26 protein-coding genes are annotated in these 26,347 nt (G+C 62.1%); 14 read left to right on the forward strand and 12 right to left on the reverse strand.

The window, feature by feature from the left end:
* Window positions 1–6 precede the first annotated feature (6 nt).
* A complete protein-coding gene (locus tag IFT80_RS09230; protein WP_122477464.1) occupies window positions 7–1,257 on the reverse strand; it encodes a lipoprotein-releasing ABC transporter permease subunit in 1,251 nt (416 codons plus the stop codon).
* Between the two features lie 95 nt (window positions 1,258–1,352).
* Here IFT80_RS09230 and IFT80_RS09235 point away from each other — a divergent pair, with 95 nt between their 5' ends.
* Window positions 1,353–1,940 (forward strand): PilZ domain-containing protein, encoded by a 588-nt coding sequence (locus tag IFT80_RS09235; RefSeq protein ID WP_122477463.1) that lies wholly within the window; start codon window positions 1,353–1,355, stop codon window positions 1,938–1,940.
* A 27-nt stretch (window positions 1,941–1,967) separates the two neighbouring features.
* The gene (locus IFT80_RS09240; RefSeq protein ID WP_192137393.1) at window positions 1,968–2,690 is read left to right on the forward strand and encodes a glycerophosphodiester phosphodiesterase; all 723 of its coding nucleotides are present in this window, start codon (window positions 1,968–1,970) and stop codon (window positions 2,688–2,690) included.
* 42 nt (window positions 2,691–2,732) lie between these two features.
* Here IFT80_RS09240 and sthA read toward each other — a convergent pair whose 3' ends face one another.
* Together sthA and ptrR are read right to left on the reverse strand one after the other, a co-directional pair.
* Window positions 2,733–4,127, reverse strand: a complete 1,395-nt coding sequence (gene sthA / locus IFT80_RS09245; RefSeq protein WP_049859964.1) for a Si-specific NAD(P)(+) transhydrogenase — start codon at window positions 4,125–4,127, stop codon at window positions 2,733–2,735.
* A gap of 223 nt (window positions 4,128–4,350) precedes the next feature.
* Window positions 4,351–5,262: a putrescine utilization regulator PtrR gene (ptrR, locus tag IFT80_RS09250; protein ID WP_192059799.1), complete on the reverse strand. Its 912-nt coding sequence runs from the start codon at window positions 5,260–5,262 to the stop codon at window positions 4,351–4,353.
* 100 nt (window positions 5,263–5,362) lie between these two features.
* Here ptrR and IFT80_RS09255 point away from each other — a divergent pair, with 100 nt between their 5' ends.
* From IFT80_RS09255 to IFT80_RS09270, 4 genes are all read left to right on the forward strand, one after another.
* The gene (locus tag IFT80_RS09255) at window positions 5,363–6,736 is read left to right on the forward strand and encodes an aldehyde dehydrogenase family protein (protein WP_192137395.1); all 1,374 of its coding nucleotides are present in this window, start codon (window positions 5,363–5,365) and stop codon (window positions 6,734–6,736) included.
* A gap of 68 nt (window positions 6,737–6,804) precedes the next feature.
* The gene (locus tag IFT80_RS09260) at window positions 6,805–7,671 is read left to right on the forward strand and encodes a pirin family protein (RefSeq protein WP_192137397.1); all 867 of its coding nucleotides are present in this window, start codon (window positions 6,805–6,807) and stop codon (window positions 7,669–7,671) included.
* 111 nt (window positions 7,672–7,782) lie between these two features.
* Window positions 7,783–8,250, forward strand: a complete 468-nt coding sequence (locus IFT80_RS09265; RefSeq protein WP_122477453.1) for an Lrp/AsnC family transcriptional regulator — start codon at window positions 7,783–7,785, stop codon at window positions 8,248–8,250.
* Between the two features lie 366 nt (window positions 8,251–8,616).
* Window positions 8,617–9,135, forward strand: a complete 519-nt coding sequence (locus tag IFT80_RS09270) for a sigma factor-like helix-turn-helix DNA-binding protein (protein WP_192137399.1) — start codon at window positions 8,617–8,619, stop codon at window positions 9,133–9,135.
* Between the two features lie 2 nt (window positions 9,136–9,137).
* On the opposite strand, the gene IFT80_RS09275 is transcribed toward IFT80_RS09270, so the two are convergent.
* Window positions 9,138–11,504, reverse strand: a complete 2,367-nt coding sequence (locus IFT80_RS09275; RefSeq protein WP_192137400.1) for a DNA polymerase II — start codon at window positions 11,502–11,504, stop codon at window positions 9,138–9,140.
* Between the two features lie 156 nt (window positions 11,505–11,660).
* On the opposite strand from IFT80_RS09275, the gene IFT80_RS09280 reads away from it, so the two are divergent.
* Both IFT80_RS09280 and IFT80_RS09285 read left to right on the forward strand, forming a co-directional pair.
* On the forward strand, window positions 11,661–13,562 hold the full coding sequence (locus IFT80_RS09280) for a DNA topoisomerase III (protein WP_192059807.1): 1,902 nt from the start codon (window positions 11,661–11,663) through the stop codon (window positions 13,560–13,562).
* A 110-nt stretch (window positions 13,563–13,672) separates the two neighbouring features.
* Window positions 13,673–13,963, forward strand: a complete 291-nt coding sequence (locus IFT80_RS09285) for a YkgJ family cysteine cluster protein (RefSeq protein WP_192103543.1) — start codon at window positions 13,673–13,675, stop codon at window positions 13,961–13,963.
* A 16-nt stretch (window positions 13,964–13,979) separates the two neighbouring features.
* Here IFT80_RS09285 and IFT80_RS09290 read toward each other — a convergent pair whose 3' ends face one another.
* The 3 genes from IFT80_RS09290 to IFT80_RS09300 form a co-directional block, all read right to left on the reverse strand.
* Window positions 13,980–14,657: an anti-sigma factor gene (locus IFT80_RS09290; RefSeq protein WP_192059809.1), complete on the reverse strand. Its 678-nt coding sequence runs from the start codon at window positions 14,655–14,657 to the stop codon at window positions 13,980–13,982.
* Window positions 14,658–14,683: 26 nt separating this feature from the next.
* A complete protein-coding gene (locus tag IFT80_RS09295; protein ID WP_192137404.1) occupies window positions 14,684–15,220 on the reverse strand; it encodes a sigma-70 family RNA polymerase sigma factor in 537 nt (178 codons plus the stop codon).
* Window positions 15,221–15,316: 96 nt separating this feature from the next.
* Window positions 15,317–15,853, reverse strand: a complete 537-nt coding sequence (locus IFT80_RS09300) for a DUF3455 domain-containing protein (protein WP_185793126.1) — start codon at window positions 15,851–15,853, stop codon at window positions 15,317–15,319.
* Window positions 15,854–16,041: 188 nt separating this feature from the next.
* Here IFT80_RS09300 and IFT80_RS09305 point away from each other — a divergent pair, with 188 nt between their 5' ends.
* Window positions 16,042–16,959, forward strand: coding sequence for a ZIP family metal transporter (locus IFT80_RS09305; RefSeq protein ID WP_185793125.1), 918 nt, complete (start codon window positions 16,042–16,044; stop codon window positions 16,957–16,959).
* Here the strand turns inward: IFT80_RS09305 and IFT80_RS09310 are convergent.
* Complete coding sequence (locus IFT80_RS09310; RefSeq protein WP_192137406.1) at window positions 16,951–17,796, reverse strand: NAD-dependent protein deacetylase; 846 nt, start codon at window positions 17,794–17,796, stop codon at window positions 16,951–16,953. The genes IFT80_RS09305 and IFT80_RS09310 overlap by 9 nt on opposite strands.
* A gap of 55 nt (window positions 17,797–17,851) precedes the next feature.
* Complete coding sequence (locus IFT80_RS09315; protein WP_122477437.1) at window positions 17,852–18,073, reverse strand: hypothetical protein; 222 nt, start codon at window positions 18,071–18,073, stop codon at window positions 17,852–17,854.
* A 196-nt stretch (window positions 18,074–18,269) separates the two neighbouring features.
* Here IFT80_RS09315 and IFT80_RS09320 point away from each other — a divergent pair, with 196 nt between their 5' ends.
* Both IFT80_RS09320 and IFT80_RS09325 read left to right on the forward strand, forming a co-directional pair.
* Entirely contained in the window at window positions 18,270–19,130 is an 861-nt protein-coding gene (locus IFT80_RS09320; protein ID WP_122477435.1) for a DHH family phosphoesterase, read from the forward strand.
* A 50-nt stretch (window positions 19,131–19,180) separates the two neighbouring features.
* Window positions 19,181–19,423 carry a hypothetical protein gene (locus IFT80_RS09325; protein WP_122477434.1) on the forward strand — a complete coding sequence of 81 codons (243 nt, stop codon included), beginning with the start codon at window positions 19,181–19,183 and terminating at the stop codon, window positions 19,421–19,423.
* Between the two features lie 16 nt (window positions 19,424–19,439).
* Here the strand turns inward: IFT80_RS09325 and IFT80_RS09330 are convergent, their stop codons facing one another.
* Entirely contained in the window at window positions 19,440–20,660 is a 1,221-nt protein-coding gene (locus IFT80_RS09330) for a GGDEF domain-containing protein (RefSeq protein WP_122477432.1), read from the reverse strand.
* 281 nt (window positions 20,661–20,941) lie between these two features.
* Between IFT80_RS09330 and IFT80_RS09335 the strand changes: the two genes are divergently transcribed.
* The 3 genes from IFT80_RS09335 to IFT80_RS09345 are packed head-to-tail and all read left to right on the forward strand — an operon-like array spanning window position 20,942 to window position 24,925.
* On the forward strand, window positions 20,942–21,457 hold the full coding sequence (locus IFT80_RS09335) for a sigma-70 family RNA polymerase sigma factor (protein WP_185793121.1): 516 nt from the start codon (window positions 20,942–20,944) through the stop codon (window positions 21,455–21,457).
* Window positions 21,454–22,410: a FecR domain-containing protein gene (locus IFT80_RS09340; RefSeq protein WP_192137408.1), complete on the forward strand. Its 957-nt coding sequence runs from the start codon at window positions 21,454–21,456 to the stop codon at window positions 22,408–22,410. Before IFT80_RS09335 ends, IFT80_RS09340 begins: the two co-directional genes overlap by 4 nt.
* A 49-nt stretch (window positions 22,411–22,459) precedes the next feature.
* Complete coding sequence (locus IFT80_RS09345) at window positions 22,460–24,925, forward strand: TonB-dependent siderophore receptor (RefSeq protein ID WP_446730983.1); 2,466 nt, start codon at window positions 22,460–22,462, stop codon at window positions 24,923–24,925.
* A 45-nt stretch (window positions 24,926–24,970) separates the two neighbouring features.
* On the opposite strand, the gene IFT80_RS09350 is transcribed toward IFT80_RS09345, so the two are convergent.
* Both IFT80_RS09350 and IFT80_RS09355 read right to left on the reverse strand, forming a co-directional pair.
* Window positions 24,971–25,153: a hypothetical protein gene (locus IFT80_RS09350; protein WP_192055539.1), complete on the reverse strand. Its 183-nt coding sequence runs from the start codon at window positions 25,151–25,153 to the stop codon at window positions 24,971–24,973.
* A gap of 83 nt (window positions 25,154–25,236) precedes the next feature.
* Entirely contained in the window at window positions 25,237–26,076 is an 840-nt protein-coding gene (locus IFT80_RS09355) for an undecaprenyl-diphosphate phosphatase (protein ID WP_264381358.1), read from the reverse strand.
* Window positions 26,077–26,347 lie beyond the last annotated feature (271 nt).

Genomic DNA, 26,347 nt, shown 5'->3' on the forward strand with positions numbered 1-26,347 from the left:
CCCGACTCACTCATAACGTAACGCCTCCGCCGGCTGGGTACGCGCAGCACGCCAGGCCGGATACAGGGTGGCGAGGAAACTCAGGACCAATGCCGCGCCGCAGACCATGAACACATCGTTGGCCATGAGCTGCGAAGGCAGGTAGTCGATGAAGTAGACATCGGCATTGAGAAACTTGTGGCCGATGGCTTTTTCCAGCAGGGCAATAGCAGCGCTGACGTTCAAGGCCGCCAGAATGCCGACCACGGCGCCGATCAAGGTGCCGACCACGCCGATCACCGTGCCCTGCACCATGAAGATGCGCATGATCTGCCCGGGCGTCGAGCCCAGGGTGCGCAGGATGGCGATATCGCCCTTCTTGTCGTTGACCACCATCACCAGCGTGGAAATGATGTTGAACGCGGCCACGGCCACGATCAGCAGCAACAGCAGGCCGATCATGGCTTTCTCCATGCCGATGGCCTGGTAGAGATTGCCGTGGGTACGGGTCCAGTCGCGCGCATAGTAGGTCTGGTCCCCCAACTGCTTGGCGATCTGCCAGGACACTCGCGGAGCCTGGAACAGATCTTCGAACTTCAAGCGCAGCCCCTGAACTTCGCCCGCTTTCCAGCGGTGCAGCTTGCCCAGGTCTTCGAGGTTGGCCAGGCCTAGGTAGCCGTCGAGCTCGCCGGCGCCCACGTGAAAGATGCCGGTCACGGTGAAGCGCTTCATGCGCGGGAACATGCCGGCCGGGGTGACCGTGACTTCAGGTGCGACGAAGGTGACCTTGTCGCCCACACCCACACCCAGCTTGGTCGCGGCCTTGTCGCCGATCATCAGGCCGAACTCGCCGGCCTTGAGGTCATCGACCCTGCCCTGCTTGACGAAGGCGTCGATGATCGAGACGTTGTGTTCCTGCGCAGGGTCGATGCCATTGAGCAGGATTTTCTGCACCTGGCCGGCGTGGGTCAGCAAACCCTGCATCTGGGTGAACGGCGCGACTGCCGCCACCTGCGGGTTCTGCCGAACCTGAGCCGCCAGTGCCGGCCAGTCGGCGATGGGCTGGCCGGATTCGACGGTGGCGTGGGGCACCATGCCCAGCACGCGGGTGCGCATCTCGTGATCGAAGCCGTTCATCACCGACAGCACCACGATCATCACGACCACGCCCAGGGCGAGTCCGATCATCGAGGTGAGGGAGATGAACGACACGAAATGATTGCGCCGCTTGGCACGGGTGTAACGCGCGCCAATGAAAACGAAAAGAGGTCTGAACATGTCGGGGCTTGTTCGGGTGAAAGAGGAGACGTCCTGCTGGCAGGGCGTGACGAGCAGCTTTACACTCGGACCATCGCCTCTACCCTGGGTTCGTCATGTCGACATCAGATGAAGAAGATCGCCGCGAATACTATCGCATCGATGACCGCATCGCACTGGAAATCACCATACTCCCGGCCAGCGAGACGGCGGGTGAAGACATGTTGCAGGATGCGTCGCCGCTGTTCGACCTGCTTGGCGAGATGCACCTGGCCGAGTTCGAAACCCAGCATCTGCTGCGCCAGCTCGGCGAAGCCGACCGTGCCGTGGAAGCCGTGCTCAAGGCCCAGAACAAGCGTATCGACCTGCTTGGCCAAGTGGTTGCGCAGACGCTAGTCGAGCGTATCGGCGAGGCTCGGCCAGTGGTGCTGTCCGAGGGCGGCCTGGCGTTCTTCCAGCAACAGCCGATGGAAGAAAATACGCGCCTGGCGTTGCGGATCGCGCTGATGCCCCAGGCGCTAGGGCTATCGCTCAAGGCAAGCGTCACCAACTGCATCGCAGTGGGTAACGACCAGTTCGAGATCGGCACCCAGTTCGTCGACATCAGCGATGCCCAGCGTCAGCTGCTCGCCCGTTACATTCTGCACAAGCAGCAGGTTCAACGACGTCAGGCGCGCGAGCGGCAAGACGCGACCACCGATTGATCCACTACTCTCATTCAAGGAGCGAACGTGACGCTTATCTATGGCCACCGCGGTGCCAAGGGCGAAGCCCCGGAAAACACTCTCGCAAGCTTCAAGCAATGCCTGGAACACGGTGTGCGCCGGTGCGAGCTGGATCTGCATCTGTCCAGGGACGGCGAGCTGATGGTCATCCATGACCCGACCCTCAAGCGCACCACTGGCCGTGGCGGCAAGGTCGTCGAGCACGACGCCCAGGCGCTGACCCGCTACGACGCGCGCAAGGGTGGGCCGGGATGGGTGTCGCCCTGCCCCATTCCACGCCTCGAGGAACTGTTCGAGCAATGCGCCTTCGAGCACTGGCAACTGGAAGTGAAAAGCGCATCGCGCACGCGCGCCGCCAGCACTGTGCTGGCAATCCGCGAACTGGCACAGCGCATGAATCTGCTGGACAAGATCACCATTACCTCCAGCTCACGGGAAGTGCTGCGCGCCGCTTTGGAGTTGACCCCGGACGTCGCCCGCGGTCTGGTGGCCGAATACGCCTGGCTGGACCCGATCAAGGTCGCCCAGGGCTACGGCTGCGAGATGCTCACCTTGAACTGGACGCTGTGCACACCCGAGCGCCTGCTCAAGGCCCAGCGCCAGGGTCTGCATGTGTCGGTATGGACGGTCAACGAGCCTGCATTGATGCGCAGGCTCGCCGACTTCGGCGTGGACAGCCTAATTACAGACTTTCCCGGTTTGGCCAGCGCCACCCTCGAGAATCGCTGAAATCGGTCTCCCCGGCCGGCTCAGGCCACCGGCCGGAGCCGCTCAAAAAAGCCGGTTGAGGCCGTCGTAGGCTGCAACCCGATAGGCTTCGGCCATGGTCGGGTAGTTGAAGGTGGTGTTGACGAAGTACTTCAGGGTATTGAGTTCGCCGGGCTGGTTCATGATCGCCTGGCCGATGTGCACGATTTCCGAGGCCTGGTCGCCGAAGCAATGCACGCCCAGTACCTGCAGGGTTTCGCGATGGAAGAGGATCTTCAGCATGCCCACCGGCTCGCCGGAAATCTGCGCGCGGGCCATGCCCTTGAAGAATGCCTTGCCCACCTCGTATGGCACCTTGGCCTGGGTCAGTTCGTGCTCGTTCTTGCCGATCGAACTGATCTCGGGAATGGTATAGATCCCGGTCGGCACGTCATTGACGAAGCGCCAGCTGCCGTTGTCGACCACACTGCCGGCTGCCGAGCGGCCCTGGTCGTGGGCAGCACTGGCCAGGCTCGGCCAGCCGATCACATCGCCTGCCCCATAGATCGTCGGCACCGAGGTGCGGTAGGCCTCGTCGACGCTGATCTGGCCCCGGCCATTGACTTTGATGCCAATGTTTTCCAGGCCCAGGCGATCGGTGTTGCCGGTACGGCCGTTGCACCAGAGCAAGGCATCGGCCTTGATCTTCTTGCCAGACTTGAGGTGCAGCACGACCCCGTTCTCGAGGCCTTCGACTTTCTCGTATTCCTCGTTGTGCCTGACCATCACGTTGTTGTTGCTGAAGTGATAGCTCAAGCCCTGGGAAATTTCCGCGTCGAGGAAGCTGAGCAACTGCTCGCGGTTGTCGATCAGCTCGACCAGCACCCCCAGGCCGCTGAAAATCGACGCGTACTCGCAACCGATGACGCCGGCGCCGTAGATGATCAGTTTGCGTGGAGTATGGGTGATGCTCAGCACGGTATCGCTGTCGTAGATGCGCGAATGGCTGAAGTCGATGTCGGCGGGCCGGTAAGGCCGCGAACCGGTGGCAATGATGACGCTCTTGGCGATGAGTTTTTCTTGCGCACCATTGGCGCAGATCACTTCGACGGTTTGCTCGTCGGAGAAACTGCCGGTGCCGAAGAACACGTCGACGCGGTTGCGCGCGTAGTAGCTGGTGCGCGAGGCCACCTGTTTGGCGATCACCCGCTCGGCGCTCTTGAGCACGTCCGGGAACGAGAACCAGCGTGGCTCGCCAATGGCACGAAACATCGGGTTGGTGTTGAACTGGATGATCTGCTTGACCGAATGGCGCAGCGCCTTGGAAGGAATGGTACCCAGATGGGTGCAGTTGCCGCCGACCTGGCGCCGACTGTCGACCATGGCCACCTTGCGCCCAGCCTTGGCGGCGTTCATCGCCGCCCCTTCTCCGGCGGGGCCGGAACCCAGCACCACTACGTCGTAGTTGTAGACAGCCATGCGTACTCCTTCAAATCTGGCCGGGCGCCACGACGGCGCCAGCGGCTGGCGTGCCCTCATCAGGCATCGAAAAACTTGCGGTGCATTCTATAGCAAGCGCAGGCACCGCGAACATTTACCCTGGGTCGGCGCGTAGCCTATTTTCCGTGGCCGGCAACGTCAACGTTTGCCTGCGACATTTCGCCACCCTGCGACCGTCGAAAATCCCCGCCCCTGTGAATGACTAGGTCAGCGCAGTGCCAGATGCCGAAGCCCTGGAGGCCGCAGAGGTCTGCGGGACGCTGTCGTCGAGCAGTTCGAGCATCGCCGCTAGGTTGGGCGAACCTGCGCCACGGCGCCAGATCAGCCAGGTGTGCAGCCAGCGAAACTCTTCGGCCAGGGTCCAGACACTGACGTTGCTGCTGCCGGGCATGCTTTCCAGCATGCTGCGCGGCATCAAGGCCAGGCCGGCGCCGGCACTGACGCAGGCGAGCATGCCGTGATAGGACTCCATTTCGAAGATCTTGCCGGGCGCCGCGCCGTCGGCGACGAACCAGTTCTCGAAGTGCCGACGGTAGGAGCAGTTGGCGCGAAAAGCGTAGATGGTTTCGCCATTGACGTCCTGGGCCCGGGACACAGGCGCGTGACCGCGCGCGCTGACCAGGACCATTTCTTCGTCGTACACCACGCGCCCATCGAGCAGCGGATGACGCAGCGGGCCGTCGACAAAGGCAGCGGCCAGCCGCCCTCCGAGCACGCTGTCGAGCATGTCGCCCGACGGTCCGGTGGACAGGTCCAGCTCGACCTTGGGATAACGATGATGGTACGCCGCGAGCAACGGTGGGATGCGCACGGCTGCCGTGCTTTCCAGCGAGCCCAGTGCGAACGAGCCCTGCGGCTCGGTACCCGACACTGCCTGGCGCGCTTCCTCGACCAGATCGAGGATGCGTCGCGTGTAGTCGAGAAAACTCCAGCCATTGGGCGACAGGCGCAAGCGCAGCTTTTCGCGGATGAACAGGTCGACCCCCAGCTCGCTCTCCAGTTGTTTGATCCGCGTCGTGAGGTTGGAAGGCACTCGATGCACCCGCTGAGCGGCGGCGGCAATGCTGCCCTCTTCGGCCACCGCGCGAAACAGCTCCAGTTGGGTGAGGTCCATACATTCTCCAAACGAGATGGTTTCGATGATTATTATTCAGTTTTCATGATTTAACCATGCCCGTATTGTGGCTGACATATTCCTTCGACAGGTAAACGCCATGACGCATGCCATTTCCATGAATCCCGCCACCGGCGCCGAGCTGCAACGCTACCCGTTCGACAGCGAGGCGCAGCTCGAGCACACATTGGCCGACAATTTCGCTGCCTTCGAACAATGGCGCTACGTTGCGCTCGGTGAACGCGCCGCAGTCATCGCGCGCATGGCACACGTGCTACGCGAAATGAGTGAGCCGCTGGCGCAGATGATCACTCGGGAGATGGGCAAGCCCATCACCCAGGCGCGCGCCGAAGTCGAGAAATGCGCCGGACTGTGCCAGTGGTACGCCGAACACGGCCCGGCGATGCTCGCCGCCGAAGCGACCCAGGTGCCCGGCCAGAAAGCGCGCATCGAATACCGTCCGTTGGGCCCGGTGCTGGCAGTGATGCCGTGGAATTTCCCGCTTTGGCAAGTCTTGCGCGGCGCCATTCCGGTGATCCTGGCCGGCAATGGCTATTTGCTCAAGCACGCGCCGAACGTGATGGGCAGCGCCACACTGCTGCGTGAGGCGTTCGACCAGGCGGGACTGCCCCACGGCCTGTTCGGTGTGCTCAATGTCGAGCCCGCTGGCGTATCGCGCGCCATTGCCGACCCACGGGTCGCTGCCGTGACCGTGACCGGCAGCGTCGGTGCAGGCTCGGCGATTGCCGCACAAGCCGGTGCGGCGCTGAAGAAGTGCGTACTGGAACTGGGCGGCTGCGACCCGTTCATCGTTCTGGCCGATGCCGACATGGACGAAGCGGTCAATGCTGCCCTGCTCGGCCGATTCCAGAACACCGGCCAGGTCTGCGCCGCCGCCAAGCGCCTGATCGTCGAGTCGAGCATCCTGCCGGCCTTCACCGAACGCTTCGTGGCCGCAACGCGCGCCCTCAAGGTCGGCGACCCGCAGCTCGACGATACCTATATCGGCCCCATGGCTCGCTTCGATCTGCGCGACGAGCTGGATGGCCAGGTACAGGCTTCTATCGAGCAAGGCGCCCAGTTGCTGCTGGGCGGACACAAGCTGGCCGGCGACGGCAATTATTACGCGCCCACCGTGCTTGCCAACGTGCAGCCGGGCATGACCGCCTTCGATCAGGAGCTGTTCGGCCCCGTGGCCTCCATCGTCGAGGCGCGCGATGCGAACCACGCGCTGGCACTGGCCAACGACAGTGATTTCGGGCTGTCGGCAACGGTGTGGACCGGGGATGTGGAGATGATCGAATATTTCACCGAGCGCCTGGAAACCGGTGCGATCTTCATCAACGGCTACGGTGCCTCGGATGCCCGCGTGGGCTTCGGTGGCATCAAGAAAAGCGGCTACGGACGCGAGCTGTCGCACTTCGGTCTGCGCGAGTTCTGCAACGCGCAGACCGTGTGGCTGGATCGCCGCTGAGCTGTTCAGGCAACGGGCTTGTGCGGCATAGTCATGCACCGCAGTGACTCTGCGCACCCCGAGGCCCCATGACCCGAACCGTCCTCCAGCAGTTTCCCGCGCAGCGCGACGACATCGGTGACCTGATCACCCGTCGCCCGCTGCCTGGCCCCGGCATCGAGCAGCTCGATCCGTTCCTGTTTCTCAATCACCACGGTCCGCAGACCTACCCCCCCAACAACCAGGGGCTGCCGTTCGGGCCGCATCCCCATCGTGGCTTCGAGACGGTCACGTTCATCCTCAAGGGCGAGCTGTCGCACCTGGACAGCGGCGGCCATGAAAGCATCATCGGTGCCGGCGGCGTGCAGTGGATGACGGCGGGTTCCGGGCTGGTGCATGCCGAGCTGTCGCCGCAGTCGTTCAAGCGCGAAGGCGGCCCGCTGGAGATCCTCCAGCTGTGGGTCAACCTGCCAGGGCGTTTGAAAATGACACCCCCGGCCTATGTCGGCCTGCAACGCGCGGATACCGCCACGATCACCGAGCCCCTGGCCGAAGTACGCCTGATTTCCGGCGAGTATGTGTCCGATGGGCATGGCGCCAGGCGCGGGCCTATCGAGTCCCTCACCGGCCTGTGCCTGATGACCGTACACCTGCAAGCCGGCGCCCGCCTCTCGCTGCCGGCACCGTGGGGCGAAAACGTCTTTCTCTACGTGGTCGACGGCGAGGCCGAGATCGCCGGGACCCCGCTGCAATCCCATCACCTGGTCGAACTTGACGAGACGCACGACAGGGTAACGGTCGAAGCCACCGGCCCAGCCACGCTGCTCTATGGCCACGGCGCGCCACTGGGCGAACCAGTGGCCAGCTACGGTCCGTTCGTGATGAACACTCGCGAGGAAATCCAGCAGGCGTTTGCCGACTACCAGGCGGGTAAGTTCGGTCATATTGCAAGCTGAGCGCGCCGCGTTGCCTTGGGCCAATCGGCGCTGGTGACTGGAGCAAATCGTCAGAAACGAGCCATACTCTGCATGAAGTCGACCCGATAACCATAAGAACCGGACTCATTCATGCAAACCAGCCTCAGCCCGATCGATCGGCGCATCCTGCGCCTGCTCCAGCACGACGCGGACCTCTCGGCGGCCCAGGTCGCCGAACGTGTGGAGCTGTCCCAGTCACCCTGCTGGCGACGCATCCACCGCATGCAGGAAGAAGGGCTGATCGAACGCAAGGTTGCCCTGCTCAACCCGAAAAAACTTGGCCTGAGCATGACCATTTTCGTCAGCATCAAGCTGTCGGGGCACGGCAGACGGCACCTGACCGAATTCGAGGAAGCCATCATCGGCTACCCGCAGGTGCTCGAGTGCTACACGATGGCGGGCGGCATGGATTTCATGCTCAAGGTGGTGGCCAAGGACATTGCCAGTTACGAGCGGTTTTTACGCGACCATCTGCTGCAGAAGCCCCATGTGCAGGAAGCCTACTCGAATATCGCCATGAGCGAAGTCAAGCGGACCACCGAGCTGCCGCTGGAGTGAGGGATGGGCGCACAAGAAAAACAGGAAACCACAGACAAATCATTTGACATGCAAATGATAACGATTATTATTGAGCTCAACCGGTCGAGAGATCGGTTGGATAATCCGAAGGGCCTTAGGTCGGACCTTCAGATTATCTCCTCATCAGGCTAATCACGGTTTTTGACCCGGCTTTTTGCCGGGTCTTTTTTTTGGATCTTCAGGCTAATGAAGAGCGTTGCACGCCGTCGGTTTCTAACTTCACCGACTTGAAGGCGCCACTGCAAAGATGGCGCGCATGATATCAAAAGAACATCGGAAAACGGAAGTCCGAACTCGCTTTCTCTCTACAGATGACCAGGTTTCGCGCAAATGGAGGTGTCACCGATGACCCCGCTGCTCACGCCCTCGCATGATCTGTCAGACCTCATTCACGACCAGCCACACCCGGACCGTCTTCATCGACAATTGCTGGATCTGCCAAGGCGGACTCGACAAGTCCTGCTCTACAGCCGCCTCGACGAACTTCCCTACCTCGACATCGCCCAGCGCTTGCATACGACAGTCGGCGACGTCGAAGCCAGGATGCAGGCCGCGCTGCGTGCCTGCTGCACACCACTCCTTGCTGGCCAGAACATGGCCATCCACTGGTACGTCAAGCTGCAAAGCCCATTGACCACCGCCAGCGAGCGCATCGACTTCCGCCGCTGGCTGGACAGCGACGGCGCTCATCTGTCCGCTTTCCATGCCACCGAGCTGCAATGGCGCCAGCTGCTCGCGCCAGCCACGCAGCTGGGCCACGACCGCTGGCACCACAAGGCACGCCAGGGGCTGGGGCTGCGCGGCTGGGTGACAGCAGGCCTGGCCATGGCGCTGGCGATGGAGCTCATCAGCCAGAGCCTCTGAGCCTACTGAAACAGACCGAGCTGGCCACCGATCAGCGTGTTGAAGTCGTCGTCGACGAACAGCAGGATCGCATCGGCAATGGGTTGCAGCTGCCGGGTCAGGTAATGGTCGTAGTCAATGGCTGAATCTCGTACTTCCAGAGGTTCGGGCCCCGCCACCGTCATGACGTAGCTGATCCAGCCGCCGCGCTGATACTGCAGGGGCCGCCCCGTAGAGCGGTTGTGTTCATCGGCGATACGCGCGGCTCGAACGTGAGGCGGCACGTTACGCTGATAGTCGTGCAAGGGCCTGCGCAGTCGCTTGCGGTAGACCAGCAAGTCGTCCAGCTCACCTGCCAGGGTTCGTTTCACGTAATCGCGAATATACGACTGATAACCCTGATAGTGGAAAATTCTCGAGTACAGCGACTTCTGGAACTCACGGGCCAGCGGCGACCAATCGGTGCGAACGCTTTCCAGTCCTTTGTAGACCATCTCGTCCTGGCCGTCGGCGCGTCTGACCAATCCTGCATAGCGCTTCTTGCTGCCTTCTTCCGCACCCCGGATGGTCGGCATCAGGAACCGCCGAAAATGGGTTTCGAACTGCAGTTCCAAAGCGCTGTTCAGTCCATATTCACGCTGAAGATGCTGCCCCCACCAAAGGTTCACCTCGGCCACCAGCTCCTTGCCGACGCGGCTCGCCTCGGCTTCGTCGTGGGCGCTGTTGAGCCAGACGAACGTGGAGTCGGTGTCGCCGTAGATCACCTGGTAACCGCGTGCCTCGATCAGCTCGCGGGTACGGCGCATGATCTCGTGGCCGCGCAGAGTGATCGACGACGCCAGGCGTGTGTCGAAAAAGCGACAGCCACTGGACCCCAGAACACCGTAGAACGCGTTCATGATGATCTTCAGCGCCTGCGACAGCGGCGCGTTGCCCTGCGCCTTGGCCGTCTCGCGCCCCTTCCAGACGCTGGCGACAATGGCGGGCAGGCAATGCCGGGTACGTGAAAAGCGCGCGCCGCGAAAGCCTGGAACCGAGTGTTGATCGTCTGGGTTGGCCAGACCTTCCGCCAGACCTACCGGGTCGATCAGGAACGTGCGAATGATCGATGGATACAGGCTCTTGTAGTCCAGCACCAGCACCGACTCGTACAGGCCGGGCCGTGACTCCATGACGAAACCGCCTGGGCTGGCCTCGGGTGGGCGTTGGCCGATATTGGGCGCTACGAACCCCTGGCGATGCATCGCCGGCAGATACAGATGGGTGAAGGCGGCGATCGAGCCACCGCTGCGGTCCGCTGGCAAGCCGGTGACGCTGGCGCGTTCGAGCAGGAAGGTGAGCAGTTGCGTCTTGGCGAAGATCCGCGTGACCAGCACGCAATCCTTGATGTTGTAGCGCGCCAGGGCCGGTTTGTCCTCGGCGAACATGCGGTTTATTTCGTCCATGCGCTGGTACGGCGTGGAAATGTCCTTGCCCTCGCCCAACAGCGTCCGCGACACGTTTTCGAGACTGAACGAGGGAAAGCTCCAGGTCGCCGAACGCAGCGCTTCGACCCCGTCGATGATCAGCCGGCCCGGCGCGCCGGCGAAATAGTGGTCGCTGCCGCTGCCGTGTTCGCGCCAGGTCATCTCCGCGCCCCCGCGGCCCAGCAACAAGGGTACGTTGAGGCGTCTGGCGTGTTCGTGCAGGACGCGCAAGTCGAACTGCACGACGTTCCAGCCGATGATCACGTCCGGGTCGTGTTCGGCGAACCAGGCATTCAGGCTTTGCAGCAGTTCCACCCGGCTTTGCCGGTAATACAGGGCAAAATCCAGCGTGCGCGCATCGCCGTTGGGCGGTCCCAACATGAACACATCACGTTGGCCACAGCCTTCGATGCCGATGCAGTACAACTCACCCTGGGCGGTGGTTTCTATGTCCAGCGACGCCAGTCGTAGCTGTGGACGGTAGGCCGACGCCGGCTTGAGCCTGGCCTCGTGGTATTGGCCGTCGGCCTGCAAGTGGCCATCGAAGACCACGGCTGCCGTAATGAAGCGCTCCATCAGGTAGCGCTCCGGTGGACGAATGTCAGCCTCGTACACTGCTATGCCGGCTTGCCTGAGCATGGTTTCCAGACGTTGCAACTGGCCGTACTGCCGGCAATACAGGCCTGACACCGGTTGCTGGTCGAAATCGCGCAGCGCCAGCGGTTTGAGCTCCACACCGGCCTCGCCTTCGAGCAGACGCCGCGCGTGTTCCTGCTGCAGTGTGGGCAGGAAGGCGACCGAAGGCTGGAGCGGCAGGCGTACCAGCCGCGGCCCGGCATCGGTCGCCAGCCACAGTTCGACCTGGGTGCCTTCGGCGGTGTCGCGCCAATGTCGCGTCAGGATGAAACCCTGTTGTGGGGTCACGGCGGCGGGCCTTTTACGAGGAAAGTAGGCGCGGCGGCTGCAGGCCGAGCTCATATGAGGCAACATCATAAACTGTACATCCATACACATAAAGCTTGCCTGTCTTGATACGTCTGGCATGCTACGGCTCTGCACGGCTTCTTCATCAAGGTACCTATGCGGCTGTTTCTCTGCGAAAAACCTTCCCAGGCAAAAGACATCGCCAAGGTGCTGGGCGCCACGCGCCGCGGTGATGGCTGCTGGATCGGCAATGCCGTCACGGTGACCTGGTGCATCGGGCACCTGCTGGAAACCGCGCCGCCCGACGCCTACGACGCGCGCTACAAGCGCTGGGTGCTGGCCGATCTGCCGATCATCCCGCAGCAATGGAAAATGCAGGTGAAACGCAAGACGGCCAGCCAGTTCAAGGCGGTCAAGCGCTTGTTGAGTGAAGCTCAGGCGCTGGTGATCGCAACGGACGCCGACCGCGAAGGCGAAATGATCGCCCGCGAGCTCGTCGATCACTGTCGCTACCGCGGTCCGGTGCAGCGGCTGTGGCTGTCGGCCCTGGACGACGCCTCGATTCGCAAGGCGCTAGCGGCTCTCAAGCCGGGCGCCGAGACGTTCTCCCTGTATCACAGCGCCCTGGGGCGCTCGCGGGCCGACTGGTTGATCGGCATGAACATGAGCCGGCTGTTCACCCTGCTCGGCCGTCAGGCGGGGTACCAGGGCGTGTTGCCCGTGGGGCGGGTACAAACCCCGACCCTGCGCCTGGTGGTGGACCGCGACCGAAGCATCGCCGATTTCGTCCCCGCCGCCTATTGGGCCATCGATGTGCAACTGCTCGGCGAACAGACCGAGTTCACGGCGCAGTGGATACCGCCAGCGGACAGTTGCGACGATCAAGGACGCTGCCTCAACCAGGCGCTGGCGCAGCAGGCCGCTGCAGCGCTCAGCCAGGCAAGCCACGCAACGCTGCGCAAACTGCGTACCGAGCGCGTCAAGGAGGCCGCCCCCCTGCCCTTCGACCTGGGCACCTTGCAGGAGGTCTGCTCGAAAAAGCTCGGGCTGGGGGCACAGGAAACCCTGGACGTGGCGCAGGCACTGTATGAAACCCACAAGGTCATCACCTATCCACGCAGCGACTGCGGCTACCTGCCGGTCAGCCAGCACGGTGATGCCAGGGCGATCATTGCAGCCCTGGGCCGCGCCGACCCCGGGCTGGCAGCGTTGCTCCCCCACCTCGATGCGCAGCGGCGCTCACGCGCCTGGAACGACGCCAAGGTCGGCGCACACCACGGCATCATTCCAACTACCGTCGCCGCTACGTTCGACAAACTGCAGGGCAAGTACCGCGCGGTTTATACCCTGATCCGCGCCCGCTACCTGGCGCAGTTTCTGCCCAATCACGAATACGACCGCACCCAGGCCGACTTCGACTGCAGCGGTCAGGCGTTGCGCGCGGTCGGCAAGCAGGTGGTCGAACCCGGCTGGAAGCGCGCCATACCGCAGGCGCTCGGCGCTGCCAAGGGTCGCGAAGCGCCGGCTCCGCAGCCATTGCCGCGGCTGATCGAGGGCCAGCGCTGCGTGGTACGCGACGTGAAGCTCAAGGACCTGTGGACCCAACCCCCGAAACCCTTCACGGAAGGTGATTTGATCAAGGCGATGAAAAACGTCGCCAAGCTGGTCGAAGACCCGCGCCTGAAGCAGAAACTCAAGGACACCACCGGGATCGGCACCGAGGCCACCCGCGCCGGCATCATCCAGGGCCTGCTGGATCGCGGCTACCTGACCAAGCAGGGCAAGGCACTGGCGGCGGCACCCGCCGCCTTCAGTCTGATCGACGCGGTACCTCGAGCCATCGCCGACCCGGGCACCACTGCCATCTGGGAGCAAGCGCTGGACATGGTGCAGAGCGGTGAGATGTCGCTGGAAACCTTCGTCGCCAAACAATCGGCCTGGATGAGCAAGCTGGTGGAGCGTTGCGCCGGGTTGCGCATGGTCATCAGCGGTCCTGCGCCAAAAGGCGCGACGCCGTGGAAAAACAAGCGCAAGCGCAAGTCTTCAAAGGCAGCCTGACCTGCAATCCGTCGCCCGACGCCTAGATGTGCACGCCTTGCTTTGTGAAATGGCGCAACTACCGGTACGCTGCCCCGATCATTTCCTGCCAGGCACTACCCTTGATTGCGCTGCATGACATCGCTGTAACCAGCGACATCGACCCCTCCATCAGCTGTGACCGCTGCGCCGCCAAGTGCTGTCGCCTGGAAGTCATGCTGATCACCGACACCGGCGTACCGGAGCGCTTCATTGAAGTGGACGAATGGGGTTCGGAAACCATGTCGCGCCTGGACGATGGGTGGTGTGCCGCATTGGACCGACGCTCCATGAGCTGCAGTATCTACCTGAATCGCCCGTTGATCTGTCGCGAGTTCGACATGGGCGGGCCGGACTGCCAAGAAGAGCGCATGCGCCCTTAAGCAGCCCGGTTACGGGTCATATCACCTTGACCGCACGACCGATGAACTGGATTGGGCCGGTTGGCCTGCCTGTCGTCGAGCCTGACTTGGGCTCCAGGGTCAGCTCGAACAACTGGTTGTTCTCCAGCGGCGGAAGCTTGTCCAGGGCTACGTGTACGCTCTGCCCCGGTTCCACCAGACCCAGCGAGACAGGACCTTGCCAGCTGTCGGCCTTGGTCCAGAACTGCAGGGCGCGGTCAGCCGGCACCGCCGTATCGTTCAACGGAATCAGCTGGACCTCCCTCGAGTCACTGGCCTGCACCACCCAACCTGGCGCCTTGTCCTGAGGCGCGATGAGCACGACGACATAAGCTGGACCCGGCACCGGCGCGCGAACGTTGAACAACAACGCGCCCAGCACCAGCGTTGCCGCCAGCCCGGCGCCCGCCAACCCGCGCCAGACACCCAGGCGATTCCACCAGATCGGGATGGGCTGCGCGCCTGCGCTGTCGAGGCTGCGCTGGATCCGTGGCCACAGCGTCGCCGGCGTCTGCACAGGCGTGACGCGCTCAGCCAGGGGCAACAGGCGCGCTTCCCATGCATCGACCGCCGCGCGCAGTTCCAGGTCAGTGGGCAATCGCCGTTCGACTTCTGCCCGCCGCTCTGCATCGAGCGTTCCCAGCACATACTCGCTGGCCAGTTCTTCAGTATTCATGGGCTCTACCGTCTCGCTTCGTTCGCTCATCCCATGCACTCACGCAGTGATGCCAGGCTACGCTTGATCCACGCCTTGACCGTGCCCAGCGGCGTTTCCAGCCGCTGGGCGATCTCGGCATGGGTGTAGCCATCCAGATAAGCGTGGTACAGGCACTGGCGTCGCTGCGGCTCCAGTTGCTCCAGGCACCCGTCGATTCGCGCACTGCCCAGTGCCGCATCTGCGGCTTCGTCGGTGAACAACGACTGCAGATCGTCCTCGTTCAGCCCGCGCAACCGCGCGTTGCTGCGAATGTGGTTGAGCGCAAGGTGCCGGGTGATGGTGAACATCCACCCCCGCGCCGAACCTCGCTGCGCGTCGAAACTGGCGGCTTGCGTCCAGATCCGCAGGAACGCATCGTGGACGATATCTTCGGCCAACGCTCGATCGCCGACAATGCGCAGAGCCACGGCCAACAGGCGCCCGCCTTCGCGCTGATACAAGCCGTGCAGTGCCTGGCGATCGCCACGGGCACAGTTTTGCAGGGCAACTTCGTGATCGAATGGATTTTCCGGCAAGGACAAGAAAGACCGCCATGGCAAGTGGGAGAATGAAGCTCGCTCGGCAGTGTAGACCAGGCGCGCGGACTTGCCGTTCCGCGCGCCGTGTCTGTACGACTTTTACTTGGCGGACCAGAAAATGTAGTCGGCCTGGTATTTGACGATTTCTTTCTGACCCTTCTGCGCGGTGGTACACGCGCTGGTCGGGGCAACGCCGCCCTTGAGTGCGGTGCGCTGGATATAGGTCACGCCCTGCATGGCGCCCTTGCCTTCGACCGGATTGGCTTTGACCAACTGGTAAGGCAGATTGCCGTCGCCGGCCGGTGCGACAGCAACCTGAGTGCCGGTCACCTTGGAGCCGTCTGCCGACTGCCAGGTGGCGGGCGGGCCGAAATAGGTGCCTACTTGCTTGCCGGAGCGATCATTGAGAACGGCCTTGGGACCAACGAACGTCCACTCTGTCTGGCCAGCGGCATTGGCCTTGTCACGGCATTCATAAGTGATTTCGCCCATGCCGACGGTTTCCATCGCGACCTTGTTGCCAGCCGGAACCTGAACCGGAGCAGGCAGATCCATCTGCGCGTGGGCAGTGGTGGCCAGGGCGAAGGTGGCGGCAAAGAGGACGTTGGCCAGGCAGAAACGGTGTGTGCTGTTCATGTCGTAAGCTCCATAAGAGTGATCGAACCGGCAGCGCCTTGTGTAGCTGCTGTAGGTACTACTCATCAGCGGGGCATTTGGATGCAGTTAAAAAAAGATTTTTCCTACAACGCCCATTCATATGCAGCGCAACCCCTGTCGCTTATTCGGGTCCATGCTTAAGCCCGCAGCAATTTCCAGAGAGACCTATGCCTTCCAACACCGCCACCAACGACAGCTGGCCACAGCGTTTTCGCGACAAACCCTGGTTATGGACCCTCACCGGCCTGCTTCTGGCCGTCAGTGCGGTGGTGGTGGTATGGAGCATCGTCAATGCCCTGCTGCACGCCGACCGTCAACATGCCTGGTATGCACTGCTGGGCGGCACCGGTGGCTTTGCAGCGACTGCCCTGGGCGCATTGATCGCCCTGGCACTCAGGGAGATATCCTCCAAAGTACAGGATGTGATGCTCGGCTTCGCTGGCGGCATGATGCTGGCAGCGAGCACCTTCTCGCTGTTGCTGCCAGGCCTGGCAGCCGCCAATACCCACACCGACAGCTCTGCGGTCGCCGCCTTGGTGGTGATCCTCGGCCTGGGGCTTGGCGTGGGCTTGATGCTGGCGCTGGACAAGGTCATTCCCCACGAACATGAAAACGCCGGCAGACACGGCCCCAATTCCGAACGAATCCACAGAGTGTGGCTGTTCGTGTTGGCCATCACTCTGCACAACCTGCCTGAAGGCATGGCCATCGGTGTCAGCCTGTCCGACGGCAACCTTGCAGTCGGCATTCCGCTGACCAGCGCGATTCTGTTGCAGGACATTCCCGAAGGCCTGGCCGTGGCCATGTCATTGCGGGCGACGGGACTCAGCGCGGGCAAGGCTGCCTTGGTGGCGATGGGCTCCGGTCTGATGGAACCGCTGGGCGCGATGGTGGGCCTTGGGCTGTCGAGCGGGTTCGCGCTGTCTTACCCGATCAGCATGGGACTGGCCGCTGGTGCCATGATTTTCGTGGTGTCTCACGAAGTGATTCCTGAAACCCACCGCAATGGTCACCAGACCCCGGCAACGCTGGGCCTGATGCTGGGGTTCGCGGTAATGATGTTCATGGATACCGCGTTAGGTTGACGACTGGCTGCCCTGGACCAGCCTTCGCGCTATCTGGGGCAGAACCTGCTCGCACGGCTGCGTGACCTTAATGCTGAGCAGTCCATCGGCGCGAGTGCGGCCCATGTTGATCGCCAGCAGGCGTTTGCCTTGGCGAGACATCTCCTGACACAGGCGAAAGCTCGAATAGGCCATCAGTGATGTGCCGACGATCAGCATGCCAGGCGCCGCTTCCACTGCCTTCCACGCGGCCCGAGCCTGCTCCGGTTCGACGCCTCCGCCAAAGAACACCACGTCAGGCTTGAGCAGATCACTGCCACAGCAAGGACAATGGGGCATGCGGAATGCCTCGAGAAAGCGCGCTGCCAGTTGTGCATCACCATCAGGCGCGAGTACCGCATGCACGTCCTGCAGGTAAGGATTCTGCTCTTCGAGCAGCAACTGCACATCGTCGCGCCGCAGTCGCATGCCGCAATCCAGACAGACCACTCGGTGCAGGTTGCCATGGAGTTCGACGACGTTGCGGCTGCCAGCCACATCGTGCAGCCCGTCGACATTCTGGGTGATCACCCCGCTGATCAGGCCCTGCCCCTGCAGTGCTGCCAGCGCCTGGTGAGCCGGGTTGGGCGTGGCCTGGTGCACACCCCGCCAGCCCACCATCGCCCGCGCCCAGTAGCGCTTGCGCGTGGCGGGGCTGGCGATGAAGTCCTGATGCATGATCGGTGCGCTGCCCCGCCTGACCCCGTCGCTATCGCGATAATCGGGAATGCCGGACGCGGTACTGATGCCTGCCCCGGTCAGTACCAGATAAGGGGCCTGCGCCATCTGCTGGTAAAGGTCATCGGCGAGTTCGACCATGGCTGCAATTACCTCGAGTTAGCGGGAGGCCACACGGCCGAGCAAAAGCGCAGGTTCAGGATTGCGAGGGGGTAGCCTGGTCCATCAGCTCGTCAACCGCCTTGGCGCACTGGACGCGATAGTCGGCAGGCAGCAGGCACAACTGCGGGCTGCCCAGGAGCCTGAGCTTCGCCGCTTCGGCAACCGCTTGCATGTCGACCCCGCGCAACGAAAATTCCTCGAGCAACGCCTGCATCGCATGGTGACGCTGATCCGGGCTGGACGTTGAAATCGACATATTTTTTTCCACGATAAAGTGCCTGTGTGAAATGCACTGCTTGAAATGACAATGACTGCCGGGGCCGGCGAAATACTTCGCTGTGGCGATGGACGGTCGCCGGACATTGAACGGTTCGGCGCTGGCAGTCACGCGCAGGGCCCCGCAATCGCTTAGAATGCCCGCCTGCAATACCCGTCGATTTCCGGAGCCTTACATGATCGCAGCCCCTACAACCACGCTTTGCATCTACCACGGAAACTGTGCCGACGGCTTCGGCGCAGCCTGGGTAGTGCGCAAGGCGCTCGGGCCCGATGTCGAATTCCATGCCGCCGGACACGGCCAGCCGCCACCCGATGTCACCGGCAGGCATGTGTTCATCGTCGACTTCGCCTACGATTACCAGACGCTCATGGCGATGGCGGCCCAAGCCCTTTCGATCCTCGTGCTCGATCACCACAAGACCGCCCAGGCCGACCTGCTCCAGGTGCCGCCGGCCGCAGCCTTTGGTGAACAGGCAGAAGGCGGCAATGTGCACGCCCTGTTCGACATGAGCCGCTCGGGTGCCGGCCTGGCCTGGGACTACTTCTTCGCCGGCCAGCCGCGCCCTGCCCTGATCGACCATATCGAGGACCGCGACCTGTGGCGGTTCAACCTGCCGGGTACGCGCGAAGTGCTGTCCAATCTGTTCAGTTATCCGCAGGAGTTTGCCGTGTGGGATGCGCTGCTGGCTGCGCCCGTCGAGACGCTGTTGGCGGACGGCATTGCGATCGAACGGCAGCGACAGAAAACCGTGGCCGATCTGCTGCGCGCCACCGCGCGGCGAATGTCGATCGGCGGTCACGACGTGCCGGTGGCCAACATACCCTCATTATTCGCCAGCGATGCCGGCAACATCATGACCCAGGGCGAGCCGTTTGCCGCGTGCTACTCGGATGGCCCCAAGGGTCGCTCGTTTTCGTTGCGTAGCACCGATGAAGGCATGGACGTGTCGGAAGTCGCCAAACAGTTCGGCGGTGGCGGTCATCGCAATGCGTCGGGCTTCCGCGTACCGTACGGCCACGAATTGACGCGCTGAGCACAGGTGGAATGACCACCGACCACCCCTATTTTGCTGGAGAGCGTCACATGCCGCAGGAACGACTGGATCTACTGAAACTGCCCAAGGACGTACGAGGCTCGGTCAATGGCCTGGTCCGCGCGTTGAATGCCGCCAGCACCAAAGCGGATGTAGAGCGCGAAGGCGCGCTTGAAATTGCCCTGATCCTGGGACTCGAACAGTCGCGCAAACTCAAGCCGGCCGATATCGAGGCGCTTTACATGATTTTCGACGACGCCAAGGAGGCACGCCTGCAGGCGTTGCAGAAGTGACCGTTCAGGTTGCCGTTCAAGCCGCCGCGCTGCCTTCGAAAGGAGCCTGCCGCAGGCAGTTGCGCCCGGCGTTCTTGGCGGCGTACAGGGCCTTGTCGGCAGCACCTATCAGGTTGTGCGCCGTGACGTAGGGCGCGATGCCCATCGCTATCCCCACGCTGATGGTCACGCGTGCCCCGGCGCCCAGGGCGGGATGGGCAAGCCCCAGGTCCGCGACCGCCGTGCACAGGTCCTGCCCCAACTGCCTGGCCTGCTGGCTATCGGCCCCCACCAGCAACACCAGCATCTCCTCGCCACCGAAACGGAACGGCATGGCATTGGATTGCCGGGACAACTCCTTGATGGTTGCACTGACCTGCTTGAGACAGCTGTCCCCTTGCAGGTGGCCATAGCTGTCGTTGTAGAGCTTGAAGTGATCGATGTCGATGAGGATCGCCGTCACGCAGGTCGCTTCGGTCCCTGCTGCCTGCCACAGCTGGGCGGTGACATCGCCCTGGTGCCGACGGTTGAACAGTTGAGTCAGTGGGTCGGTGCGGGCCATTTCGGTCAGTTGCACTTCCAGCAGGCGCCCGCGCAAGGCAAACAGATAGCTGAGTCGGCTCGCACGCTCGAGGAAATACGAAGCCATCAGCAACAGCACCACTGTTGATCCGTACAAGAAGGCATTGGCGCGCCACGTCACCGGGTCCATGAATCCCGCGATGTGAGTGGTCAGCAACTGGATGCCGAGCATGCTGGCCATGGCAGCCACCGCGAAGCGAAACGGTAACTGTTGAATCATCGTGCAGTACACCATCAGCAACAGCATGCCTAACTGATAGTGCAGGCGATAGGGACTGTCGCTGTAGATCATCACCACCAGCGGCATCAACGAGGACAATACCGTGGCCAGCGCCGACACCGTCTCCAGCGCTCGACGTGAGGTCAGGCGTTGGGCCAGCAGCAGGATGGCAATGATCATTGGGGTGATCAGCAGCAGGCGCCCTACAGCCACATAGGCGAACACATCTTCGAGGGCCAACCAGTCGCTGATCAGGAACAGGTTGTAGATCACTGCACCGCAGATACCGGTGGACGTCAGGAACTGCAGGCGCTGGCGTTGGGTATCGGCCTCGTAGCGACGCTCCAGTTCACGGTCGAACGTCAGACCACCCACGCCGCTTGCGATGGCCTGCTCGACCAGTGCCATGGTGTGCGGTTCGGGGGAATGAGCCGGTTGAGCTTGAACGGCTTGCATGGGGCACCGGAAAATATGATTCAGAATTTTACTAGACTGCCCCATGATATCTTAGTGCCATTATTGTGGGGCATTAGTTTGGCGCCAATGGAATGAACGGTCGTTGGGTTGCACCAGCGGTCGGGCCTGTAAGATCTTTCACTGCGTCCGCTGTTGTGGTCAGGGATCAGTTTTCCTGGATGTGCCGGCGAAGAGCCGAAGATTCAAATCGCAGGTTTCAAACTGCGGGTCATCAGATGATAATGCGAGACTTTATCATCTGATGCTCCATGAGATCCTGCATGCACCTTTCGCACACCGGCCCAGGCTTGGAAAGACTCTATCAGGATCACCATTCCTGGCTCCGGGCGTGGTTGTATGGCCGATTGCGCAATACCGCCGACGCCGCCGACCTGGCGCAGGATACCTTTGTGCGCTTGCTGCAGCGTCGTAGCGTGCAAACCATGGAGCAGCCGCGTGCCTACCTGCGAACGGTGGCCCGGGGTCTGGTGATCGACCTGTGGCGGCGTCGGGATATCGAAAGGGCCTGGCTGGAAACGCTGGCGGAACTGCCCTGCGAACAGGCCCCCTCTCCTGAAACGGGACTTCTGGTGATCGAGGCGCTGGTGGCCATCGACTGCCTGCTGGACAGCCTGCGCCCCATCGTGCGCCGGGCTTTCCTGCTCGCCCAGCTCGAAGGATTGAAGTGTCCCGCCATCGCCAGGGAGCTTGGGGTATCCGTGCCAAGCGTTGAGCGTTACCTCGCCCAGGCACTGCGCGCTTGCTACACCGCAACCTTCGCGCAGGAAACGCAGTGAGCACGCCATGTACCCTGGTGTCGCCGCAGATACTCGATGCGGCCATCGACTGGTCGCTCAAGATCAGCTTCAACACAGCCGACGCGGCGACCCACGACGCCTTCCAGCACTGGCTGGCGGCCGATGCCCGGCATGCCCTGGCCTGGCAACGCCTGCAAGGCCTGAATGAGCCCTTTGCGCGGCTGCCCGCCAGTGCCGCGATGAGCGCCCTGAACCGACTACCCACCGGACGCCTGCAGCGGCGGCAACTGCTCAAGCTGCTGGTGCTGGGTTCAGGCACCGCCGCGATTGGCTGTGGCACCCAACGGTACGCGCCTTGGCAACGCCTGATCGCCGACTACAGCACCCGCACGGGGGAATTCCGTCGCTGGACACTTCCCAGTGGCACCTTGCTCGAACTCAACACCGACAGCGCGGTGAAAGCCGACCTCGAAGGCGTGCAACGCGTCACCCTGTTGCGCGGCGAGCTGGGTGTGACAACAGCCGGCAGTGGTCTGCCCCTGCAGCTGACAACGCCGCACTGCCGGGTGGATGCGCTTCATGCACGCTTCGAAGCCAGGCTGTTCGGGGACCACACGTGCCTGACAATCGCCGAGGGCACCGTCAAGCTGGAGGCGAGTGCCGGGCACGCAGCGCTCGAGATGCACGCAGGAGAGCAGTGGCTCGTCAGTCACTCAGCGCTGCGGCGCACACCCGGGCCTGCCCCCGACCACGGTGCCTGGCGCAACGGCATGCTGATCGTTCGAAACCTGCCATTGGCACAGGTGCTCGGCGAGCTGTCACGCTACCGGGCCGGTTACCTGAACTGGGAACAACGCATTGCCGCGCTGCCGGTCAGCGGTAACTTCAGTACCTTGCAAGCCGATCAGTCGGTGGCGTTGATCGCCCGCGCCCATGGCCTGCGCGTACGAACGATTACTCGCTATTGGTCCCACGTCGGCTCGGCTGCGTGAAAAAACGTGGTGCAGTGATGGGATTTCGAGTCTGGGACGGCATAGCTAAGTGAATGCCTCACTCAATCCGTTCGAGATCCTCAAAGTGACCCAGCGCCCCTCGCCTCGCCTCCACCCTCACCTGTTAGGTCGAACCGTCTTCCCTGCCGTGATCTGCTGGAGCCTTGCCGGTATCGCCGCCTCTGCGGTGCAGGCAGCCGACCTGCAACAGATCGATATTCAGCCGGGCAGCCTGGACAGCGCCCTGACCGAGCTCAGCCGCAGTACCGGTGTGACCATCGTGTTCGATCCGCAACTGCTGGACAGCAAGCGCAGCCCAGGATTGCACGGTCGATTCAGTACCGACCAGGCCTTGGATGAGCTGCTGGGCGCCAGCGGAATCGGCGCCGTGAAACAGGGCGATGGTTTCGTCCTGATTGCCCTGACGACCGCCGGTGTCGGGCTCGATCTGGCGCCCACCCAGATCACCGGCAACCAACTGGGCAATATCACCGAAGGCACCGGCTCCTACACACCCGGCCTGATCGCCACGGCCACCCGGCTGGTACTGAGCCCCAGGCAGACACCGCAGTCGGTCACCGTCGTCACCCGTCAGCACATGGATGACTTCGCGCTGGACAATGTCGACGACGTGATGCGGCACACCCCAGGCATTACCGTCTCGGCCTATGACAGTGATCGCTCCAACTACTACGCTCGCGGTTTCTCGATCAACAACTTTCAGTACGATGGCATTCCATCTGCGGTACGCAATGTCGGCTATTCGGCCGGTAACTCGCTCAGCGACATGGCGGTCTACGACCGCATCGAAGTGCTCAAGGGGTCACCCGGCCTGCTGGTCGGTGCAGGCTCGCTGGGTGCCACGATCAACTTGATCCGCAAGAAGCCCACCACCGATTTCCAGGGGCATCTGAGCCTGGGCGCGGGCTCATGGGACAACTACCGCAGCGAAGTCGACGTCAGCGGATCGCTGACGCCGACCGGCAACGTACGCGGGCGTGCCGTGGCGGCCTATCAGGACAAGAATTCCTTCATGGACCGCTACGGCAGCCAGGCCGAGGTGTACTACGGCATTCTGGAGTTCGATCTTTCCCCGGACACGTTGCTGACCGTGGGCGGCGACTACCAGAACAATGATCCGCGCGGCTCGACCTGGTCTGGCAGTTTTCCTTTGCTCAACGCCGCCGGCGAGCGCAACGACGTCAAGCGCTCCTTCAGCAACGCAGCCGACTGGAGCAGCTGGAAGCAATACACGCGCACGGTATTCGCGACGCTGGAGCACCAGTTCGGTGATGGTTGGGTAACCAAGTTGCAACTGGACCACAAGATCAACGGCTATGACGCACAACTGGGCTCGATCCAGGGCGATACCCCAGCCGTCGACGGCACGGCCCGGCTCAATGGCCAGCGCTACCGTGGCGAAACCAGCAGCGATTCAGCCGACGCCTATGTCAGCGGTCCTTTCCAGTTCCTGGGCCGCGAACACGAGGTGGTTCTGGGCGGTTCGATCAGCAAGTCGCATTGGCAAGGCAAGGGCTTCTGGGACGTGACCTATCCCAACGGCAACCAGCTCGACTTCTTCAACTGGCACGGCAACGTCGACAAACCGGCCTGGGGTACCGCACAGCAGATCAGCGACGATGTCGTTCGGCAGACCGGCGTCTACCTGACCACGCGCTTGAACGCGACCGACGATCTGCATTTCATCCTCGGTGGGCGCCTGGTCAACTACACCGTGACAGGCAATAACGACACCTATCGTGAAAGCGGCCGGCTGATCCCCTATGCCGGTACGGTCTACGACCTGGACGAGCAGTTGTCGGTGTATGCCAGCTACACCGACATCTTCATTGCACAGGATTCCTACAACCTGGATCGAAATCGCAAGTTGCTCGAGCCCGATGAAGGCGAGAACTACGAAGTGGGCATCAAGGGCGAGTTTTTCGAAGGCCGGCTGAATGCCAGCCTGGCCTACTTTCAAGTCAAGGAAAGCAATCGGTCAGTGCCCGATGACGACTACAACAACCTCACCCCAACGCCTTCCAACTACGCGTTCAAAGGTACCGATGCGCAAACCAAGGGCTTTGAACTCGAAGTCTCCGGGCAGCTGGCGCAAGGTTGGCAGATGCAGGCCGGTTTTACCCATAAAGTGGTACGCGACGACAGCGGCGTGAAAATCTCGACGTTCGAGCCGGAAAACCAGTTCACCTTGTTCACTACCTACAATCTGCCCGGTGTGCTCGACCAGTGGACAGTGGGCGGCGGTGGACGCTGGCAGAGCAAGGCGTGGCAAGAGATCTGGAATTCGCCACGCGATACCTACGAAACCTTCGCCCAGAAGCAATACTGGGTGGTGGACCTCATGGCCAAGTACCAGATCACCCCGGCGTTATCGACCACGGTCAACCTCAACAACCTGTTCGACAAGTACTACTACACCAACATCGGCTTCTATAACTCGGCCGTCTATGGCGAGCCCAGGAACGTGATGATTACCACCCGATGGGACTTCTGACGACAGCCCACGCCGTTCTGACTGCACGGGCTGTCCGATGAACTCTCAGGCAGCTCGACGCTTACGCATGGCGCCGGTGATCAGCATGACGATGCCGGGCACGAGCAGCCCGATTGCTGTCCATCCGAACGCTTCCTGACCCGATGCGCCAAGCGCGGCAAAGACGCAACCGACTGCAAGCAAAGGGACAGCGGCGATGTAGAAAGGCTTGTTGGCATTCTTGCCCATAACGGATCCTCCTGATTTCTTTCCATTGAACCACATAGCTTTGCCCGCTTGAAGCGAGGGCGCATCCTGCGCATCGCAACAAGTCACACAGCGCTGAGCGCGCCCATGCTCAGAAGCCCGATGACGCCCAGGCCGAGCGCGATGCGGTAGTACACGAATGGCATGTAGCTCTTGGTCGAAACCAGCTTGAGGAAGACCACGATCACCCCGTAGCCGACGACGAACGCAATGATCGTAGCCAGCAATGTTGGGCCGCCGGAGAAAGTGCTGGATTCACCCCAGCTGCGGTACAGCTGGTAGAAGCCCGAAGCGATCACCGCCGGCACCGCCAGCAGGAATGAATAACGCGCTGCAGCCTCACGTGTGTAGCCCATTATCAGCCCGGCGGTGATGGTGCCGCCTGAGCGTGATACGCCCGGAATCAGGGCCAGCGCCTGGGCAAAGCCGAAAACCAGGCCATGGGTCCAGGTCAGTTGATCGAGCTTGCGCTCCTTGCGCCCCATCTTGTCCGCTGCGGCCAAGATCAGCGCGAACACGATGAGCATGGTTGCCGTGAGGTAAAGATTGCGCAGGCTTCCTTCGATATAGTCCTTGAACAGCAGTCCAAGGATCGAGATCGGCAAGGTACCGATGATGATCAGCCAGCCCATTCTGGCGTCCGGATGGCTGCGGTAAGAGGCGTCAGCCAGCGACTTGATCCAAGCCATGGCAATGCGCAGGATGTCCTTGCGAAAGTACAGCAGCACTGCTGCTTCGGTGCCCAGCTGGGTGATGGCGGTAAACGCAGCGCCTGGGTCGCCGCCAGAGGGTAACAATGGTCCGATAATGCGCAAATGCGCGCTGGAGGATACCGGCAAGAATTCGGTCAGTCCCTGGACCAACCCCAGAATAATGGCTTCCAGCCAGATACTTAATTCACTCACGCCTCAGCAGCTCCCAATTAGTTTTATCAGTCGGGCTGCCGTAAATGGCAACACACAGGATACGTCGGGAGTAACTGACCGCTGGATCGGATAAAGATTCTTGAGCGCCAGCAATGATTTGAATTCGATGCTTGAGGCTATGTCTCAGCCGCGCGAAATCGCCAAGAAGATCTACCGACGAGTCAACGCAATCGTGGAGCTGTCGAAGAATGGTCCTTGAACACATCCCCAGAAGTTCTGGAACACATGCCTTTTCGACCGCCCAAAGAAA

Source organism: Pseudomonas sp. CFBP 8771 (genome assembly GCF_014841695.1).
Lineage (GTDB): Bacteria > Pseudomonadota > Gammaproteobacteria > Pseudomonadales > Pseudomonadaceae > Aquipseudomonas > Aquipseudomonas baltica.

Coding starts and splice junctions, on each gene's coding strand:
- IFT80_RS09230 (WP_122477464.1), bottom strand. CDS start 1,257: ATGTTCAGACCTCTTTTCGTTTTCATTGGCGCGCGTTACACCCGTGCC.
- IFT80_RS09235 (WP_122477463.1), top strand. CDS start 1,353: ATGTCGACATCAGATGAAGAAGATCGCCGCGAATACTATCGCATCGAT.
- sthA (WP_049859964.1), bottom strand. CDS start 4,127: ATGGCTGTCTACAACTACGACGTAGTGGTGCTGGGTTCCGGCCCCGCC.
- ptrR (WP_192059799.1), bottom strand. CDS start 5,262: ATGGACCTCACCCAACTGGAGCTGTTTCGCGCGGTGGCCGAAGAGGGC.
- IFT80_RS09255 (WP_192137395.1), top strand. CDS start 5,363: ATGACGCATGCCATTTCCATGAATCCCGCCACCGGCGCCGAGCTGCAA.
- IFT80_RS09260 (WP_192137397.1), top strand. CDS start 6,805: ATGACCCGAACCGTCCTCCAGCAGTTTCCCGCGCAGCGCGACGACATC.
- IFT80_RS09265 (WP_122477453.1), top strand. CDS start 7,783: ATGCAAACCAGCCTCAGCCCGATCGATCGGCGCATCCTGCGCCTGCTC.
- IFT80_RS09270 (WP_192137399.1), top strand. CDS start 8,617: ATGACCCCGCTGCTCACGCCCTCGCATGATCTGTCAGACCTCATTCAC.
- IFT80_RS09280 (WP_192059807.1), top strand. CDS start 11,661: ATGCGGCTGTTTCTCTGCGAAAAACCTTCCCAGGCAAAAGACATCGCC.
- IFT80_RS09290 (WP_192059809.1), bottom strand. CDS start 14,657: ATGAATACTGAAGAACTGGCCAGCGAGTATGTGCTGGGAACGCTCGAT.
- IFT80_RS09300 (WP_185793126.1), bottom strand. CDS start 15,853: ATGAACAGCACACACCGTTTCTGCCTGGCCAACGTCCTCTTTGCCGCC.
- IFT80_RS09305 (WP_185793125.1), top strand. CDS start 16,042: ATGCCTTCCAACACCGCCACCAACGACAGCTGGCCACAGCGTTTTCGC.
- IFT80_RS09310 (WP_192137406.1), bottom strand. CDS start 17,796: ATGGTCGAACTCGCCGATGACCTTTACCAGCAGATGGCGCAGGCCCCT.
- IFT80_RS09315 (WP_122477437.1), bottom strand. CDS start 18,073: ATGTCGATTTCAACGTCCAGCCCGGATCAGCGTCACCATGCGATGCAG.
- IFT80_RS09320 (WP_122477435.1), top strand. CDS start 18,270: ATGATCGCAGCCCCTACAACCACGCTTTGCATCTACCACGGAAACTGT.
- IFT80_RS09325 (WP_122477434.1), top strand. CDS start 19,181: ATGCCGCAGGAACGACTGGATCTACTGAAACTGCCCAAGGACGTACGA.
- IFT80_RS09330 (WP_122477432.1), bottom strand. CDS start 20,660: ATGCAAGCCGTTCAAGCTCAACCGGCTCATTCCCCCGAACCGCACACC.
- IFT80_RS09335 (WP_185793121.1), top strand. CDS start 20,942: ATGCACCTTTCGCACACCGGCCCAGGCTTGGAAAGACTCTATCAGGAT.
- IFT80_RS09350 (WP_192055539.1), bottom strand. CDS start 25,153: ATGGGCAAGAATGCCAACAAGCCTTTCTACATCGCCGCTGTCCCTTTG.